11 protein-coding genes are annotated in these 14,697 nt (G+C 71.2%); 9 read left to right on the forward strand and 2 right to left on the reverse strand.

From position 1 onward, the window contains the following. Window positions 1–92 precede the first annotated feature (92 nt). Both HNR61_RS46860 and HNR61_RS46865 read right to left on the reverse strand, forming a co-directional pair. On the reverse strand, window positions 93–800 hold the full coding sequence (locus tag HNR61_RS46860) for an acyl-CoA dehydrogenase family protein (protein WP_246443438.1): 708 nt from the start codon (window positions 798–800) through the stop codon (window positions 93–95). Window positions 801–1,011: 211 nt separating this feature from the next. Further along, window positions 1,012–1,191: a hypothetical protein gene (locus tag HNR61_RS46865; protein WP_220509597.1), complete on the reverse strand. Its 180-nt coding sequence runs from the start codon at window positions 1,189–1,191 to the stop codon at window positions 1,012–1,014. Window positions 1,192–1,338: 147 nt separating this feature from the next. On the opposite strand from HNR61_RS46865, the gene HNR61_RS50765 reads away from it, so the two are divergent. The 9 genes from HNR61_RS50765 to HNR61_RS21265 all read left to right on the forward strand — a co-directional run bounded on the left by HNR61_RS50765 (window position 1,339) and on the right by HNR61_RS21265 (window position 14,666). After that, complete coding sequence (locus HNR61_RS50765; protein ID WP_220509598.1) at window positions 1,339–2,007, forward strand: CoA transferase; 669 nt, start codon at window positions 1,339–1,341, stop codon at window positions 2,005–2,007. Continuing rightward, the gene (locus HNR61_RS46870; protein WP_220509599.1) at window positions 2,004–2,165 is read left to right on the forward strand and encodes a hypothetical protein; all 162 of its coding nucleotides are present in this window, start codon (window positions 2,004–2,006) and stop codon (window positions 2,163–2,165) included. Before HNR61_RS50765 ends, HNR61_RS46870 begins: the two co-directional genes overlap by 4 nt. A gap of 1,237 nt (window positions 2,166–3,402) precedes the next feature. After that, entirely contained in the window at window positions 3,403–4,041 is a 639-nt protein-coding gene (locus tag HNR61_RS21235) for a DUF1449 family protein (protein WP_182844915.1), read from the forward strand. A gap of 45 nt (window positions 4,042–4,086) precedes the next feature. Continuing rightward, window positions 4,087–6,126 (forward strand): flotillin family protein, encoded by a 2,040-nt coding sequence (locus HNR61_RS21240; protein ID WP_182844916.1) that lies wholly within the window; start codon window positions 4,087–4,089, stop codon window positions 6,124–6,126. 58 nt (window positions 6,127–6,184) lie between these two features. Beyond that, entirely contained in the window at window positions 6,185–11,038 is a 4,854-nt protein-coding gene (locus HNR61_RS21245) for a DNA repair ATPase (protein WP_182844917.1), read from the forward strand. Window positions 11,039–11,042: 4 nt separating this feature from the next. Next, window positions 11,043–11,867, forward strand: coding sequence for a hypothetical protein (locus HNR61_RS21250; protein WP_182844918.1), 825 nt, complete (start codon window positions 11,043–11,045; stop codon window positions 11,865–11,867). Between the two features lie 134 nt (window positions 11,868–12,001). After that, window positions 12,002–13,390 (forward strand): alanine/glycine:cation symporter family protein, encoded by a 1,389-nt coding sequence (locus tag HNR61_RS21255; RefSeq protein WP_182844919.1) that lies wholly within the window; start codon window positions 12,002–12,004, stop codon window positions 13,388–13,390. A gap of 116 nt (window positions 13,391–13,506) precedes the next feature. Further along, window positions 13,507–14,214, forward strand: a complete 708-nt coding sequence (locus tag HNR61_RS21260; protein ID WP_182844920.1) for a TetR/AcrR family transcriptional regulator — start codon at window positions 13,507–13,509, stop codon at window positions 14,212–14,214. Between the two features lie 2 nt (window positions 14,215–14,216). Further along, window positions 14,217–14,666, forward strand: a complete 450-nt coding sequence (locus HNR61_RS21265) for a hypothetical protein (RefSeq protein WP_182844921.1) — start codon at window positions 14,217–14,219, stop codon at window positions 14,664–14,666. The last annotated feature ends 31 nt before the right edge of the window (window positions 14,667–14,697 follow it).

The following is a 14,697-nucleotide window of genomic DNA, read 5'->3' on the forward strand; positions in this document are numbered from 1 at the left end:
AACCAACTCCGAAAATGAAAACGGAAACCATGTTCGCGGAGAACCTAGCACAGGACCGCAGATCTCTCGGGCGGGCGTCGGCCCCGCCCCGATCATCGGAGGAGACGGCGGGCGACGCCGGTGATGTGGAGTTCGCCGGGGCCGTCGAGGATGCGGGCCGTCCGGCCGGTGCGGAACAGGGCGGGCAGCGTCGTGTCGGGTCCCGGCCCGGCCGCGCCGTGGACCTGGATCGCCGCGTCGGTGACCTGTTGCGGGGTGCGTGCGGTGGCGACCTTGGCCAGGCTCGTCTCGAAGCGCGTGTCGAACCCGGCCTCGATCCGCGCGACGGTCTCGAACACCAGAGGGCGGGTGGTGCGGATGGCCGGCATGGCGTCGAAGACCAGTCGTCCGGACGCGGTGGGGTGGGACCGGGCGCGGTCGAGCATCAGGGTGAAGGCCCGCTCGGCCTGTCCGCGCCAGCGCAGGCAGCGCGGCAGGCGGCCGGGCCGCACCCGCTCGGCCGAGACGCGCAGCCCGTCGCCGGGTTCGCCGAGAAGGTGGTCGGCGGGAGCGGTGACGCCGGCCGAGCCGATCTCCCATTGCCCGCCGGCGCCGGGCACCGGCAGCTCCCGCACGATCTCGAACCCGGGCGCGGACGCGGGGACGAGCAGCACCGGCAGGCCGGTCCTGGCGGGTGGCGCGCCGGAGGTGCGGGCCAGGACGAGGGCCAGGTCGGCGCGGCCCGCCCCGGTGACGAACCATTTGCGGCCGTGGACGGTCCAGGTGCCGCCTGCGTTCCGCCCGGCCCGCGTGGCGGTCAGGGCGGGGGTCGGAGCCGGGGGAGTCGGGTTCGGTCATCGCGTTGCACAGGGTCACCTCCCCGGCGGCGATCCCAGCAGGTGGCGGTCCCGAACGGCGGGCCGGGCGTAGCCGGTCAGGGTGGTCATGTCGAGCAGGGCGGTGGAGCCGAGCACGTCGGGGCCGTGGTCGCCGGCCCTTCGGCCTCGGCGATGTGGGCGTGGCCGGTCAGGGTCAGGCCCGCGCCTGCCGGCGGAGCCGTTCGAGGAGCGCGAGGTCGGCGTGCGGTTCGGGTTCGCGGGGGATCACCCGTTCGCGGACGAAAGCGGCCACCTTCTCGCGTAGTCGCAGGACGTCCGGCGGGCACGCGGGGGCGCCCCACGGGGAGTGCTCGTCGTCTTGACGCCAGATCATCGCAACTCCAGACATTTCGGGAACTGGTCGGCGGTGGCGTCCGACTCCTCATGGCGAACAGGTCACGCGAACGCGCGGCACGGTTCCCGCAGGGAGGGGAGATCCGATGGCGCAGGCCACCGCCGATCCGACGATCCGCGCGCTGGAGTGCACCGGGCTCCGCGCCACCGGGCCACCCGCCCGAGACGGCCGACGTCAAGGCGGCCCGGCAGGAGGCCGGGCGGTCCCTGCGCCGCCGAGCGCCTCGGTTCGGACGACGCCGATCTGCGGGCGGTCAACCCCGGCCTGGTCTACGCCCACACCAGCGGCTGGGCGGGGCGGCTGGCGGACGCTCCGCTGGGAACCGACTTCATGGGCCAGGCCCGGACCGGCGTGGGGGAGGCCGCGCGGGCGGACGGCGAGGCCCCTCGCGCTGTCGCTGATGACGTTGCTGGGCGGGGTGCTGGCGCGCGTCTGCGAAGGACGCGACGTCCGGGTCGACCCCTCGCTGCTGGGCGCGGCCGAGAAACTGACCGGCCCGGCGCTTCGCCGGGTCGCCGCGGGCGGGAAGGGACGGGCCCTGAGGGGTTCCGGCGTCCCGTGCCGACGGCGGACGGCTGGGTGGCCCTGGCCGACGGCGACGCGGTGCGGGTGAACGCCTCGTACCCGGACCGGACCACCGACGAGGCGGTCGCCGCGCTCCGCCGCGAAGGGCTGCGCGCGGTCGCCGTGACGACGGCCCTGGAGGAGCTCCCCGCCGACCCCCGCTCCGCGTCCGCGCTGCCGCGCAATGAGCACGGCGCCGTAGCCGTGCCCGTTCCCTGGAGGTTCACATGACGCTGGAACTTCACGACCTGGTGCCCGCCACGTTCCGACGGCGGTGGGCGGCCGAGGGCGTCTGCCCCGACCTGGATCTGTACGCCCTGTTCCGGGCGCACCGCTGCGCCGATCCCGGCCGCGTCGCGGTCGTCGACGAGGCGGGGACGCTCACCTAGGCCGAGCTGGACCGGCTGGTCCGGGTCGCCGCGACGGGGCTGCGGCGGCTGGGCGTCCGCGAGGGCGACGTCGTCGGCGTCCAGCCGCCCAACGGCCGGGACGCGGTGGCGTTGCCGTTCCCGGCCGGTCGGGGCGCGGGTGGTCGTCGCCGCCACCGAGCATCGGGGGCACCGTCACGCGGCCGACCGGCTGCCCGCTCTGCGGGCGGTGGTCGCCGCCGAGCCGCAGGACCCACCGCCGGGCGGCGTGCCCTGGACGGACCGCACCGGCGCCGACGGAGCCGCCCGGATCCTGGTCTCCTCCGGCTCGGAGGCCGAACCCAAGATAATCGCCTACTCCCACAACGCCCTGGCGGTGGCGCCCGTGGTGCCCCTTCGCCGCGATGGCCACGCCAGAGACCAAAACGCCTCGGCCGCAGGGGTGATCCTCAGCAGAGGCGCTGGTAGTAGCGGAGGGTAAGGGATTCGAACCCTCGATGAGCGTGAATCCAAATCGCATGAGCAGTGCCGCATCCTGCGTGTTACCAGATGTCCTGTCGTATCCCGTGTTCCTGATTTCGCAGGTCAGACGTCTCATGGGTGCACCATCCGCCATGATCCATTGCGGTTCGTGCCCACCGTGTGCCCACCGGCACGCTGACCGGTCGTGCGGGAGTACGCCTCTGGAGATCACTTAGAGTGACGATATGAGGTCCTCTTGTGATCGACGGCTCGTTGCTGTGGAGAGCGACCGTCGGCCCTTGGGGCCTCAAGCTTCCGTGGCTGCCCCAGGAAGTTTCTAGCCATCTGTAGCTTTATCTGCCACGTATCTCCGCAATCGCTTCATCCTGGTACGGGAGGGGCGGTGCGACGGGTGGGTGACATCCGTCCTCATGGCGAACGTACTGCCCGCACGGGACATCCTTATGGGCGGAACCGTGGGTAACCCTCTTTCGTCCTTGTAAAGGATGCGCTAATATCACCGTCAGGTGAGCCGGGAAGTCTGGTCGGCATTGGGAGACGTGCTGTTGGAGCGCGTCCATGGCCGACGGGGACCTGATGGCACCTTCATCTCGAATCTCACTCATGCGCTGCGTGCTGCTGGCGCGCGCCTTCCCTGATAGCCCGTGACCGCTTTCGGTCGCGGGCTCTTGCTCTGAAGACTCCGCTGTCTTTCTCACAAGCCGGGTAGCCGCATTCCCTGCGGTCGCCGTTGGCTTGACGACTGCTGCCATAAATGCGGAAGAGCGTGTTTGTCATGGGTGAATTCCTCGACGCCGCGCTTGGTTTCCCGGCCGTTCTTTTCAGCTTCGCGCTGATGGTCGTGACCGGGTACTGGGCGCTGGTGTTGTTCGGGGCGTTGGGGACCGACGCCCTCGACGTCGACGCCGAAGCGGGGGCTGGCGACGGTGGCGAGGGCGGCGGTCTCGGCGACCTGATGGCCTGGGCCGGGCTCGGCGGGGTGTCGGTGACGGTCGCGCTGTCGCTGCTGGTGGCGCTGGCCTGGTTCCTCAGCCTGGCGGGCCAGGTGCTGGTGGGCGTTGCGCATGCCTGGGTGACGGTGCCGGTGCTGGGGGCGGCGGTGGCCGGGGCCTGGCTCGGGACGCGGGCGCTGGTGCGGCCGTTGCGCTGGGTCTTCCCCGCGGATGTCGCGCCGTCGCGCCGCGACTTCGTCGGCCGCGTCTGCGTCGTCCGGACCGGGCGGGTGACGGCCGGCTTCGGGCAGGCCGAGGTCACCGCCGCCGACGGTTCCACGGCCGTGGTGCAGATCCGCGTACCCGACGGCGACGCGGCGGCGCTTCCGTTCGGCGCCACCGCTCTGATCTTCGACTACGACGCGGGCGGCGAGGTCTTCCTGGTCATGCCGTACGACACGGCGCTCGACCCGGGTCGCTGACCTCCCCGCGTCCTCTCCTTTTCCCCTCACAGACGGGACTTTTCGATGGATGCCCTGACCATAGGGATCGGCGTGCTGGTGGCGTTGGCGCTGCTGGTGGCGTTCGGCCTGGTGCTGGTGGTGACGCGGTTGTTCCGCAAGGTGCCGCAGGGCCAGGCGCTGATCATCTCCAAGACGCGGTCGGTGGACGTGACGTTCACCGGCGCGGTGGTGCTGCCGGTGCTGCACAAGGCCGAGGTGATGGACATCTCGGTGAAGACGATCGAGATCGAGCGCACCGGCCGCGACGGCCTGATCTGCAAGGACAACATCCGCGCCGACATCCGCATCACGTTCTTCGTGCGGGTCAACAAGACCGCCGAGGACGTCATCAAGGTCGCCCAGGCGATCGGCGCGCAGCGCGCCAGCAACCAGGAGACGTTGCAGGAGCTGTTCGCGGCCAAGTTCTCCGAGGCGCTGAAGACCGTCGGCAAGCACCTGGACTTCGAGGACCTCTACACCCGGCGCAACGAGTTCCGTGACCACATCATCGAGGTCATCGGTACCGACCTGAACGGCTACAGCCTGGAGGACGCGGCGATCGACCACCTGGAGCAGACGCCGCTGCTGTCGCTGGACAAGAACAACATCCTCGACGCCCAGGGCATCCGGAAGATCACCGAGCTGACCGCGATCCAGCACGTGGCCACCAACGAGCACGCCCGCACCGAGGAGAAGGAGATCACCCGGCAGAACGTCGAGGCGCGCGAGGCGATCCTGGAGCTGGAGCGCCGCCAGGCCGACGCCGAGATCCGCCAGCGGCGCGAGGTCGAGACCGTGCGGGCCCGCGAGCAGGCCGAGATCGAACGCGTCCAGGCCGAGGAGCGGCTGCGCGCCCAGACCGCGCACATCCGCACCGACGAGCAGCTCGGCGTGCAGACCGAGAACAAGAACCGTGAGATCGCCGTCGCCGAGAAGAACCGCGAACGCGTCATCGCCATCGAGTCGGAGCGGATCGAGAAGGACCGGCTGCTGGAGGTCATCGCCCGCGAACGCGAGACCGGCCTGACCCGGATCGCCGCCGACAAGGAGATCGAGGGCGAGAAGCGGGAGATCGCCGACGTGGTCCGGGAGCGGATCGCGGTGGAGCGGACCGTGGCCGAGCAGGAGGAGTCCATCAAGCGGCTGCGCGCCACCGAGGAGGCCGAGCGCGAACGCCAGCAGATCATCATCCGCGCCGAGGCCGAGGCGCAGGAGAACCTGGTCAAGGACATCAAGGCCGCCGAGGCGGCCGAGGCCGCCGCCCGGCACCGGGCGCGCGAGCGGCTGGTGCTGGCCGAGGCGCGGCAGCAGACCGCCGAGCTGGAGGCCACCGCCAAGAAGACCCTCGCCGAGGGCGTCCAGGCCGAGGCCGCCGCGCCCGGCCTGGCCGAGGTGCGGGTGCGCGAGCGTGACGCCGAGGCGATCGAGAAGGTCGGCCGCGCCAACGCCGCCGCCGCGCAGGAACTGGCGCTGGCCGAGGCCGAGGCGATCCGCGCCAGGCTCAAGGCCGAGGCCGAGGGGCTGACCGACAAGGCCGCCGCGATGGCCGCGCTCGACGACGCCACCCGCCAGCACGAGGAGTACCGGCTGCGGCTGGAGGCGGAGAAGGACCTGCGGCTGGCCGGGCTGGAGACCCAGCGGCAGGTCGCCGAGGCGCAGGCCAGGATCGTGGCGACCGGGCTGGAGAAGGCCGACATCGACATCGTCGGCGGCGACAGCGTGTTCTTCGACCGGCTCGTCGGTTCGATCGCGCTCGGCAAGAGCGTGGACGGGTTCGTGAACGGCTCGCAGGTCGTCCAAGACGTCGCAGGGCCGTGGTTGGACGGCACCGGCAGCCTCACCGACGACCTGGGCAGGCTGCTGGGATCGCTGGACGCCTCGGGCGTCCGGGACCTGACCCTGTCGGCGCTGCTGCTGCGGCTGATCAAGGCGGGCGGCCCGGAGACCGGACGTCTCCGGGAGCTGCTGGACGCCGCGCGCGAGCTGGGCGTCGCCGACGCCCCGCTGAACGCCGCTCCGTCGACCGCCACCGCGGCCAACGGCGCCGTCCCCGCCCAGAACTGACGGTCCCGACACGGCGGCGTTCCACAGGCCGGAACGCCGCCCCGCGTGAGGAGGAGACGTGAGCCAGCAGACGGTTCCCACCGGCGAGGCCGGGCTCGACCACGGCACCTATGAAGTGCTGCGCTCCCGCCTGGCGCGTCACACCGCCGAGCTGGCCGAACGCGCCGAGGCGTTGAACGCGCGCCGCCTGGCCACGTTCGGCGGCGCCGAGCTGCGCCTGGTCGGGACCGAGCGCGTCCGCACCGACCACGACTGCGCGCCCCGCGACATCGTCGCCGTCGGCGGGCTGATGCTGTTCGGCTCCAACCCGTCCCTTGGCGCGAGACCCGGGACCGAGGTCGCCGACGTGTTCGCGTTGCGCCGCCGCGCGCGCGGAGACGACGGGCGGATCGTGTTCGCCGAGGTCGCGCCGGAGACGGTGCCGGGCCTGCTGGACGGTCCCGGCTTCCGCCGCGACTTCGCCGAGATGTACCGGTACTACCGGCAGGCACGGCTGTTGCGGCTACGACGCGTCGAGGGGCGGTTGCTGGCGGTCTTCCAGACCGGCCCGCGGCTGACCGACATCCGGGTGCTGCGCTGGCGGACCGGCGCCGACGGCACCGTCGTCTACGAGGACAACCGAGGCGAACGCGACCACGTCCTGCCCGACCCGCACGACTTCACCTGGACCGAGACCACCCGCGACGACCACGTGCCGGGTCGCTTCCCGCACATCTCGATCAACGGTGAGGTGTTCGTCGACACCCTCGGCGGCACCCTCACCGTCAAGGTCGAGAACGACACCGAGTCGGACGCGGGCGTCCACAGCGAACCGGTGGACGAGCCGTTGCAGAGCCTCGCCGACGCCGGCGTGCTGCACGCCCGCGTCGGCGCGCTGATCCTGCTGCGGATCCGCCCCTACAACGAGACCGCCTGGCGGCACCTGGTCTTCAACACCCGCACCGGGCAGGTCGTCCGGCTCGACGGGATCGAGCAGGCGTGCCGCAGGCTCCCCGACGACCGGGGCGTCATCTTCCCCGGCGGCTACTACCTGGACACCGGCGTCGCCAAGACCTTCGACACCGATGTCACGGGCCTGGAGTACGAAGGGGTCGTGCGGTCGCCCAACGGCGAGGACGTGTTGTACGTCTTCCACTCCCGCGACGGCGGCCGCTGCCTGCTGCTGCCCTACAACACCGTCCGCGAACAGGTCGCCAACCCGATCGTCTGCCACGGTTTCGCCCTGTTCGACGACGGCACGCTGGTGGCGCTGCGGGCGTTCGGCGACGAACCGGCCCGCGTGCATCCGGTGCAGGTGTGGGCGACGCCGTTCGTGTCGGATGCCCACGCCGCCGCCCAGCCCGCCGGAACCGGCCCGCTGGAGCGCGTCGGCAACGCCGACCTGGTGCGCGGCATCGCCGACAGCCTGGCGATCACCCGCATGGTCCGGGACATGGAACCCTCCGCCGAGGTGTTCCAGGCGCTGATCGCCGCGTGCGCGCGGGCCGCCGACCGGCACCACTGGCTCGGCGACACCGAGCTGGGCGACCTGCGTGATCCCCTGGAACAGGTCCGCCGGACCGCCACGTTGGTGCTCGACGAGTACAAGAAGGTCCGAGCGCTGACCGTGCAGGCCGAGACCGCCGTGAACGAGGCCGCCGACACGGTCGGAGCGCTGGTACGGCGCGCGGCGACCGAGGCTCCCGACGGCGCCGACGGCTGGGTGGCGTTGCTGGCCGGGCTCCGGCGGGCACAGGGCCGCGTGGAGACGCTGCGCGACATCCGGTACGCCGACACCGAACGCATCGACGACCTTGCGGCGTCGTTGAACAACGCGTTGGACGCCGCCGGACGCGGCGCGGTGGAGTTCCTCCAGGGCGCGGACGCGTTCACCGGCTACCACGCCGCCATCGAACGCCTCGCCGCCGATGCCGCCGCCATCGCGACCGCCGTCGAGGCGATGCCGGTCGCCGAACGGCTCGCGGCGCAGACCGAGGGCCTGGAGGTCGTCACCGAGACCGTCGGCTCCCTCGACATCGCCGACGCGACCGTCCGCACCGCCATCCTCGAACACGTCGGAGAGGTCCTGGGAGGCGTCAACCGGGCCCGGGCCGTGCTGGACAACCGCCGCCGCGACCTCCTCGACGTCGAGGGACGGGCGGCGTTCGGGGCGGAGTTCGCGCTGCTGGAACAGTCGGTCGCCGGGGCGCTGGCCACCGCCGACGCCCCCGAACGCTGCGACGAGCACCTGGGGCGGCTGCTGCTCCAGATCGAGTCGCTGGAGTCGCGCTTCGCCGACTTCGACGACTTCCTGGCCGAACTGGAGAACAAGCGCACCGACGTCTACGAGGCCTTCTCGGCGCGCAAGCAGTCACTGCTGGACGAGCGCGCCCGGCAGACGACCCGGCTGACCGAGTCGGCCGAACGCATCCTGGCGGGCGTACGGCGGCGCGCGGCCATGCTGGCCTCCCTGGAGGAGATCAACGCCTTCTTCGCCACCGACGCGATGGTCACGCGGTTGCGCACCGTCGCCGACGAGCTGCGCGGCCTCGGCGACCAGGCCCGCGCCGAGGAGCTGGACGGCCGCGTCAAGGCGGCCCGGCAGGAGGCCGGGCGGTCCCTGCGCGACCGGCTCGACCTGTACGGCGACGGCGGCGGCACCATCCGCCTGGGACGGCACCGGTTCGCCGTCAACACCCAGCCGATCGAGCTGACGCTGGTCCCGGACGGCGACGCGATGGCGTTCACCGTGACCGGGACCGGCTACCGGTCGCCCGTGCGGGAGGAGGGGTTCGCGGAGACCCGGGCGTTCTGGACCCAGACGCTGCCCTCGGAGAACGCCGAGGTGTACCGGGCCGAATACCTGGCCGTCACCCTGCTCGACGAAGCCGATCCCGGCGACGACCTGCTCCACGTGGTCCGCACGGCCGCCGCCGCGCGCTACGACGAGGGCTATGAACGCGGCGTCCACGACCACGACGCCGCCAAGATCCTGCAAGTACTGCTGCGCCTGCGGCAGGAGGCGGGGCTGCTGCGTTACTCCACCCATGCGCGGGCCGCCGCTCAGCTGTTCTGGGCGTTCGACCTCGACGAGCCCGCCCGCGCGCTGTGGGCGACACGCGCCGCGTCCCTGGTCAGGGCGCGCGAGACGTTCGGCCGCACCCGACCCGTGACCGACCTGGTCGGCGAACTGGCCGCCGCCATCGGCGGTCCGCACGCCGTGTCGGCCGCCGAATACCTGGTCGAAGAGCTGGCGAGCGCCCCCGCCGGTTTCGTCACCGGCGCGGGGGCGCGAACGCTGCTGCGCGACTTCGACGAGGCGATGGGGGAGGCCCGCGCCGACTTCCACAAGGACCTGAACGCCCTCGGCGACGACCTGGACGCCCGCCGCCAGCTCGCGGAGGCGTGGCTGGCGTCGTTCGGGAACCCCGACGACCTGCCCGAGGCGGTCGCGGTGACGCTGTGCGGGGAAGCGTTCCCGCGCTACGACTCCGAAGCCGTCCTCACCGCGACGATCACCGACCTGCTGGGCACCCACCCCCGCGTCGCCGATCGTGCCCTGAACCTTCGCCTGGACGAGGTGCTGTCCCGCGTCCACCGCTTCCGTACCGAGCGGGTCCCGGCGTTCCGCGTCTACCAAAAGCGCCGCAACGCCCTGGTCGCCGCCGAGAACAAGCGCCTGCGCCTGGCCGAGTACAAGCCGAAGGTGATGAGCTCCTTCGTCCGCAACCGGCTGATCGATGAGGTCTACCTGCCCCTCGTCGGCGACAACCTCGCCAAACAGCTCGGCGCGGCCGGAAACGACAAGCGCACCGACCGGACGGGCCTGCTCCTGCTGCTCTCCCCACCCGGATACGGCAAGACCACGTTGATGGAGTACGTCGCCGACCGGTTGGGGCTGCTCCTGATCAAGGTGGACGGCCCCGCCCTCGGCCACGGCGTCACCTCCCTGGATCCCGCCCGAGCACCCGACGCCGCCGCCCGCCGCGAGGTCGAGAAGATCAACTTCGCGTTGGAGCTGGGCGACAACGTGCTGCTCTACCTGGACGACATCCAGCACACCTCGGCCGAGCTGCTCCAGCGCTTCATCCCGCTGTGCGACGCGCAGCGCCGGATCGAGGGCGTCCGCGACGGCGAGCCCCGCACGTTCGACCTGCGCGGTCGGCGCTTCGCGGTCTGCATGGCGGGCAACCCCTACACCGGGTCGGGCACCCGCTTCCACGTCCCCGACATGCTCGCCAACCGCGCCGACGTGTGGAACCTGGGCGACGTGCTGTCGGGCCGGGAGGACCTGTTCGCCCTCAGCTACATCGAGAACGCCCTGACCTCCAACCCGGTCCTGGCACCCCTGTCCACCCGCGACCGCGGCGACATCGACCTGCTGGTCCGCATGGCCGCGGACGACGACACCGTCCGCCCCGACCGCCTGACGCACCCCTACCAGCAGGCCGAACTGGACCAGATCCTCGCGGTCCTGGGCAAGCTCCTGCGCGTCCAGCGGACGGTCTGGGCCGTCAACCGCGCCTACATCGCCTCGGCGGCCCAGGCCGACGCCTCCCGCACCGAACCGCCCTTCCTGCTCCAGGGCTCCTACCGCGACATGAACAAGCTGGCCGAACGCATCGTCCCGGTGATGAACGACGACGAACTGGAAAGCACGATCACCGACCACTACCAGGCCGAAGCCCAGACCCTCACCTCCGACGCCGAGGCGAACCTGCTCAAGCTCGCCGAGCTGCGCGGCCTGATGACCGCCGTCCAGCAGCGCCGCTGGGCCGAGGTGAAGGCCGCCCACCAGCGCGCGCAGGCTCTCGGCGACGACGACTCGGTGGCCCGGGCGATCCACCTGCTCGCCGACCGGGTGGGGTCCGTCGAGCAGGCCATCGAACGCGCCGCCGCCCTCCCCTCCAACGGCGACCACCGGGTCCGGTGACCCGATGGCACGCGACCGCCTGAGCCCGTCCGGACTTCCCTGGCCCTTGGCCTGGTCCCTGCCGAAAGCGGCCGGACGGCCTCGCGCGGCCGTCATCACCGTGTTCGGTGTGCTCTGCCTTGCGGCGGGGGCGCTGGCCACCGGCGGCGGCCCGTCCTTCGACCCGGCACTCGCCGCCGCGACCACCGTCTTCGGCCTGATGTGCCTGACCGCCGCACGGCTGACGGTCCTCGCACGCGACCGCGCGGCGGTCCGCCATGACGGGACGGGCGTCGTCTTCCCCTGCCGCGCGGGGACCGGGGGCCCGGCGAGCGTCCTCTACACGCTGGGGACGGGAACGGCGGCGGGAGCCCTGGCGTTCTCCACCACCTCCGGGACCCGTGGCGATCCCCTCCTCGTCGCCATCGCGTTGGTCTTCCTCGGCGTCGGCGTGGTCCTGTCGGCCCGCCTCGCCACCGGCCGACCGCGTCGCGCACGCCGAGTGACCCTGACCCCGGCCGCCGTCGTCCTGGAGCGAAAACCCGATCCGCGTGCCGTGCCCTGGCGGAGGATCCGAGAGATCACCGCTCAAGGGGCGGACAACACGCAGTTCATCGTCTTGCTCCTTTCAGAGGGGGAGCCGCGGGACCCCGGCCTCCGGAGATTCCTTCCACACTCGCGCATCGAGCTTCACGCCCAGACGCTCAATGTCGATCCGGCGCTGCTGTGGCACGCCCTGTGCTACTACCACGCCCATCCCGACGCTCGGGGAGAACTCTCCGACGACCGGGGGCTGCATCGCATCATCCGGGGCGACCTGCTGAGCGAACCCGGTCCGCCTCGAACGTGACAGCGCCAGTCGTCGATTTTTCCGACGTCGAACCAACATGATTTCGTAACTCTTCGTCCCAGGTCTTCCAAGTCACCGGCCGTCTCCTTAGTTTCCTTGGTGACCAGCCCGCTCCCTCTGCCAACGGTGGTGACGTGGATACCGTCAACGACATCCTCACCAACGCAAGCGACTTCGTCTGGGGTCCCTGGCTCCTCATCCCCCTGCTGCTGCTCACCGGGCTCTACCTCACCGTCCTGCTGCGCGGCCTGCAGGTCCGCCGCTTCCGCCTCGCCTTCTGGCTCGCCTTCTTCAAACGCAGCGACGGCGGCGCCGAAGGCGACATCTCCCACTACCAGGCCCTGGCCACCGCCCTGGCCGCCACCGTCGGCGTCGGCAACATCGCCGGCGTCGCCACCGCCATCGCCCTGGGCGGTCCCGGCGCGGTGCTGTGGATGTGGGTCACCGGCATGCTCGGCATGGCCACCAAGTACAGCGAGGCGTTCCTCGGCGTCCGCTTCCGCCGCGCCGACGCCGTCGGCGAACAGAGCGGCGGCCCCATGTACTACCTGCGCCACGGCATCAAGGGCCCCCTCGGCGTCTTCCTCGGTGGCTTCTTCGCCATCGCCGGCGCCATCGCCGCGTTCGGCATCGGCAACATGACCCAGGCCAACACCGTCGCCGCCAACGTCAACGACGAGTGGGGCGTGCCCACCTGGGCCACCGGCGCCATCATCACCCTGCTGACCGCCGCCGTCATCCTGGGCGGCATCAAGAACATCGGCCGCGTCACCGCCGCGTTCGTCCCCGTGATGATCGTCCTGTACGTGCTCGGCGCCGCCGCCGTCCTGGCCTTCAACATCGGCGAGGTGCCCGCCGCCCTCGGCCTGATCTTCACCGACGCCTTCACCGGCACCGCCGCCACCGGAGGCTTCGCCGGCGCCGCCGTGGCCGCCGCCATCCGCTACGGCGTGGCCCGCGGCATCTTCTCCAACGAGTCCGGCCTGGGCACCGGCGGCATCGCCGCGGCCGCCGCCAAGACCACCCACCCCGTCCGCCAGGCCCTGGTGTCGATGACCCAGACCTTCATCGACACCCTGGTGGTCGTCAGCTTCACCGCCCTGACCATCATCGTCACCGGCGTGTGGAAGGAGGCGGGCAAGGACGACGCCGCCAAGTTCACCGGCCGCGCCTTCGACGAGGGCCTGCCCGGCGACTGGGGCAGCGTGATCGTCACCATCAGCGTGATCTTCTTCGCCTACTCCACCGTCCTCGGCTGGTCCTACTACGGCGAACGCTGCATGGTGTACCTGTTCGGCCGCCGCTCGGTCCTGCCCTACCGGCTGCTGTTCATCGCGGTGGTCTACGTCGGTTCCACCACCACCCTCACCACCGTGTGGACCTTCTCCGACGTCATGAACGGCCTGATGGCCCTGCCCAACCTGGTGGGCCTGCTCATCCTGTCCCCGCTGGTCTACCGCGAGACCCGCGACTACTTCCGCGACCGCCCCCGCGAAACCGAAGCCGAACCCGCCCAGCGGTGACCTGACCTGCGGCATCGGGCCGGCCCTCCGGACCGGCCCGATGCCGCGGTGGCCGCTTGCGGGCACGTCCGCCCTATTCTTAAACCGACGGTCGGTTTAAGAATAGGGGAGTGGAGATGGCCCGGACGGTCGACCAGGCGGCGCACGCGACGCGGCGGCGGCAGATCCTCGACGTCGCCCAGCGGCTGGTGGAGACCCGTGGCTACGAGCAGATGAGCGTGCAGGACGTCCTGGATGAGCTGGGTATGTCCAAGGGCGCGCTCTACCACTACTTCGGCTCGAAGCAGGCACTGCTGGCCGGCATCGTCGACCGGACGGCGGACCAGATCGAAGAGCATCTCGCTGAGGTGGTCGAGACCCCGGGCTCCGACGCCCTCGGCAAGCTCAACCAGATCTTCCAGGCACTCGCGGGATGGAAGGCCGGACACCGCGATCGGCTGGTCGCCCTGCTGCGTGTCTGGAACTCCGACGGCAACGCGTTGACGCGGCACAGGACCCGTGCCGGCATCGCCGAGCGGCTCGCGCCCCTGTTCGAGCGGGTGGTCGAGCAGGGCGTGCGGGACGGCGTCTTCACCCTGCCGACCGCCGTCGGATTCGGGCAGGTCCTGGTGTCCCTGGTCCAGGACCTCAACGAACGTCTCGGCGATCTGTTCTTCGCCTGCGAGGAGGGGCGTGCCGATCCGAGTGCCGTCGATCGGACGGTCGCCGCCTACACGGCCGCCCTGGAACGGATCCTCGGCGTCGCCCCCGGGGCGGTCCACATCGTCGATCCGTCCGCTCTCCACGCCTGGTTCGACCCGCCCCGGCAAGAGAGGGAAGGCTGACGATGGAGCCGGCGCTGAAGATCCTTCTGGTCCTCTACTGCGTGCAGGCGCTCGTCCGGTTCGCGATCCACTTCCTGCTGCCCTACGACAAGCGGATCCGGCAGATGGAGCGGAACTACGCCAAGGATCACAAGGTGATCGCCGTCTACGACGACGTCACCCTGGTCGTCCAGATCCTCCTGGTCGCCCTGCTGTTCGCGACCGGGGCGCACCATCTCAGCTTTCTCACCGGGCTCTTCGTCGGGATGAGCCTCATCCAGGTGTACTTCCACCGCTTCATCCACCCTCTCCCAGAGGACAGGGCGCCCCGGAGCCCCTTCCCGCCGGTCAAGCTCATGTCGTTCGCCATCCAGGCGCGGCCAGGGCTCGCCTGGCGGGAGTACGCCCTCATGGCCGTCGTCGCGGTCTGGGGCCTGTACGTGCTCGTCGTGCGGGACCTGATCGGAACGTGACCGCCGCCGCGCCCTTCCCTCGTTGCTCAGC

Origin of the sequence: Actinomadura kijaniata (genome assembly GCF_014138665.1) — a bacterium.
Taxonomy (GTDB): domain Bacteria; phylum Actinomycetota; class Actinomycetes; order Streptosporangiales; family Streptosporangiaceae; genus Spirillospora; species Spirillospora kijaniata.

Coding starts and splice junctions, on each gene's coding strand:
- HNR61_RS46870 (WP_220509599.1), top strand. CDS start 2,004: ATGACGCTGGAACTTCACGACCTGGTGCCCGCCACGTTCCGACGGCGG.
- HNR61_RS46865 (WP_220509597.1), bottom strand. CDS start 1,191: ATGATCTGGCGTCAAGACGACGAGCACTCCCCGTGGGGCGCCCCCGCG.
- HNR61_RS21240 (WP_182844916.1), top strand. CDS start 4,087: ATGGATGCCCTGACCATAGGGATCGGCGTGCTGGTGGCGTTGGCGCTG.
- HNR61_RS21260 (WP_182844920.1), top strand. CDS start 13,507: ATGGCCCGGACGGTCGACCAGGCGGCGCACGCGACGCGGCGGCGGCAG.
- HNR61_RS21235 (WP_182844915.1), top strand. CDS start 3,403: ATGGGTGAATTCCTCGACGCCGCGCTTGGTTTCCCGGCCGTTCTTTTC.
- HNR61_RS21250 (WP_182844918.1), top strand. CDS start 11,043: ATGGCACGCGACCGCCTGAGCCCGTCCGGACTTCCCTGGCCCTTGGCC.
- HNR61_RS21265 (WP_182844921.1), top strand. CDS start 14,217: ATGGAGCCGGCGCTGAAGATCCTTCTGGTCCTCTACTGCGTGCAGGCG.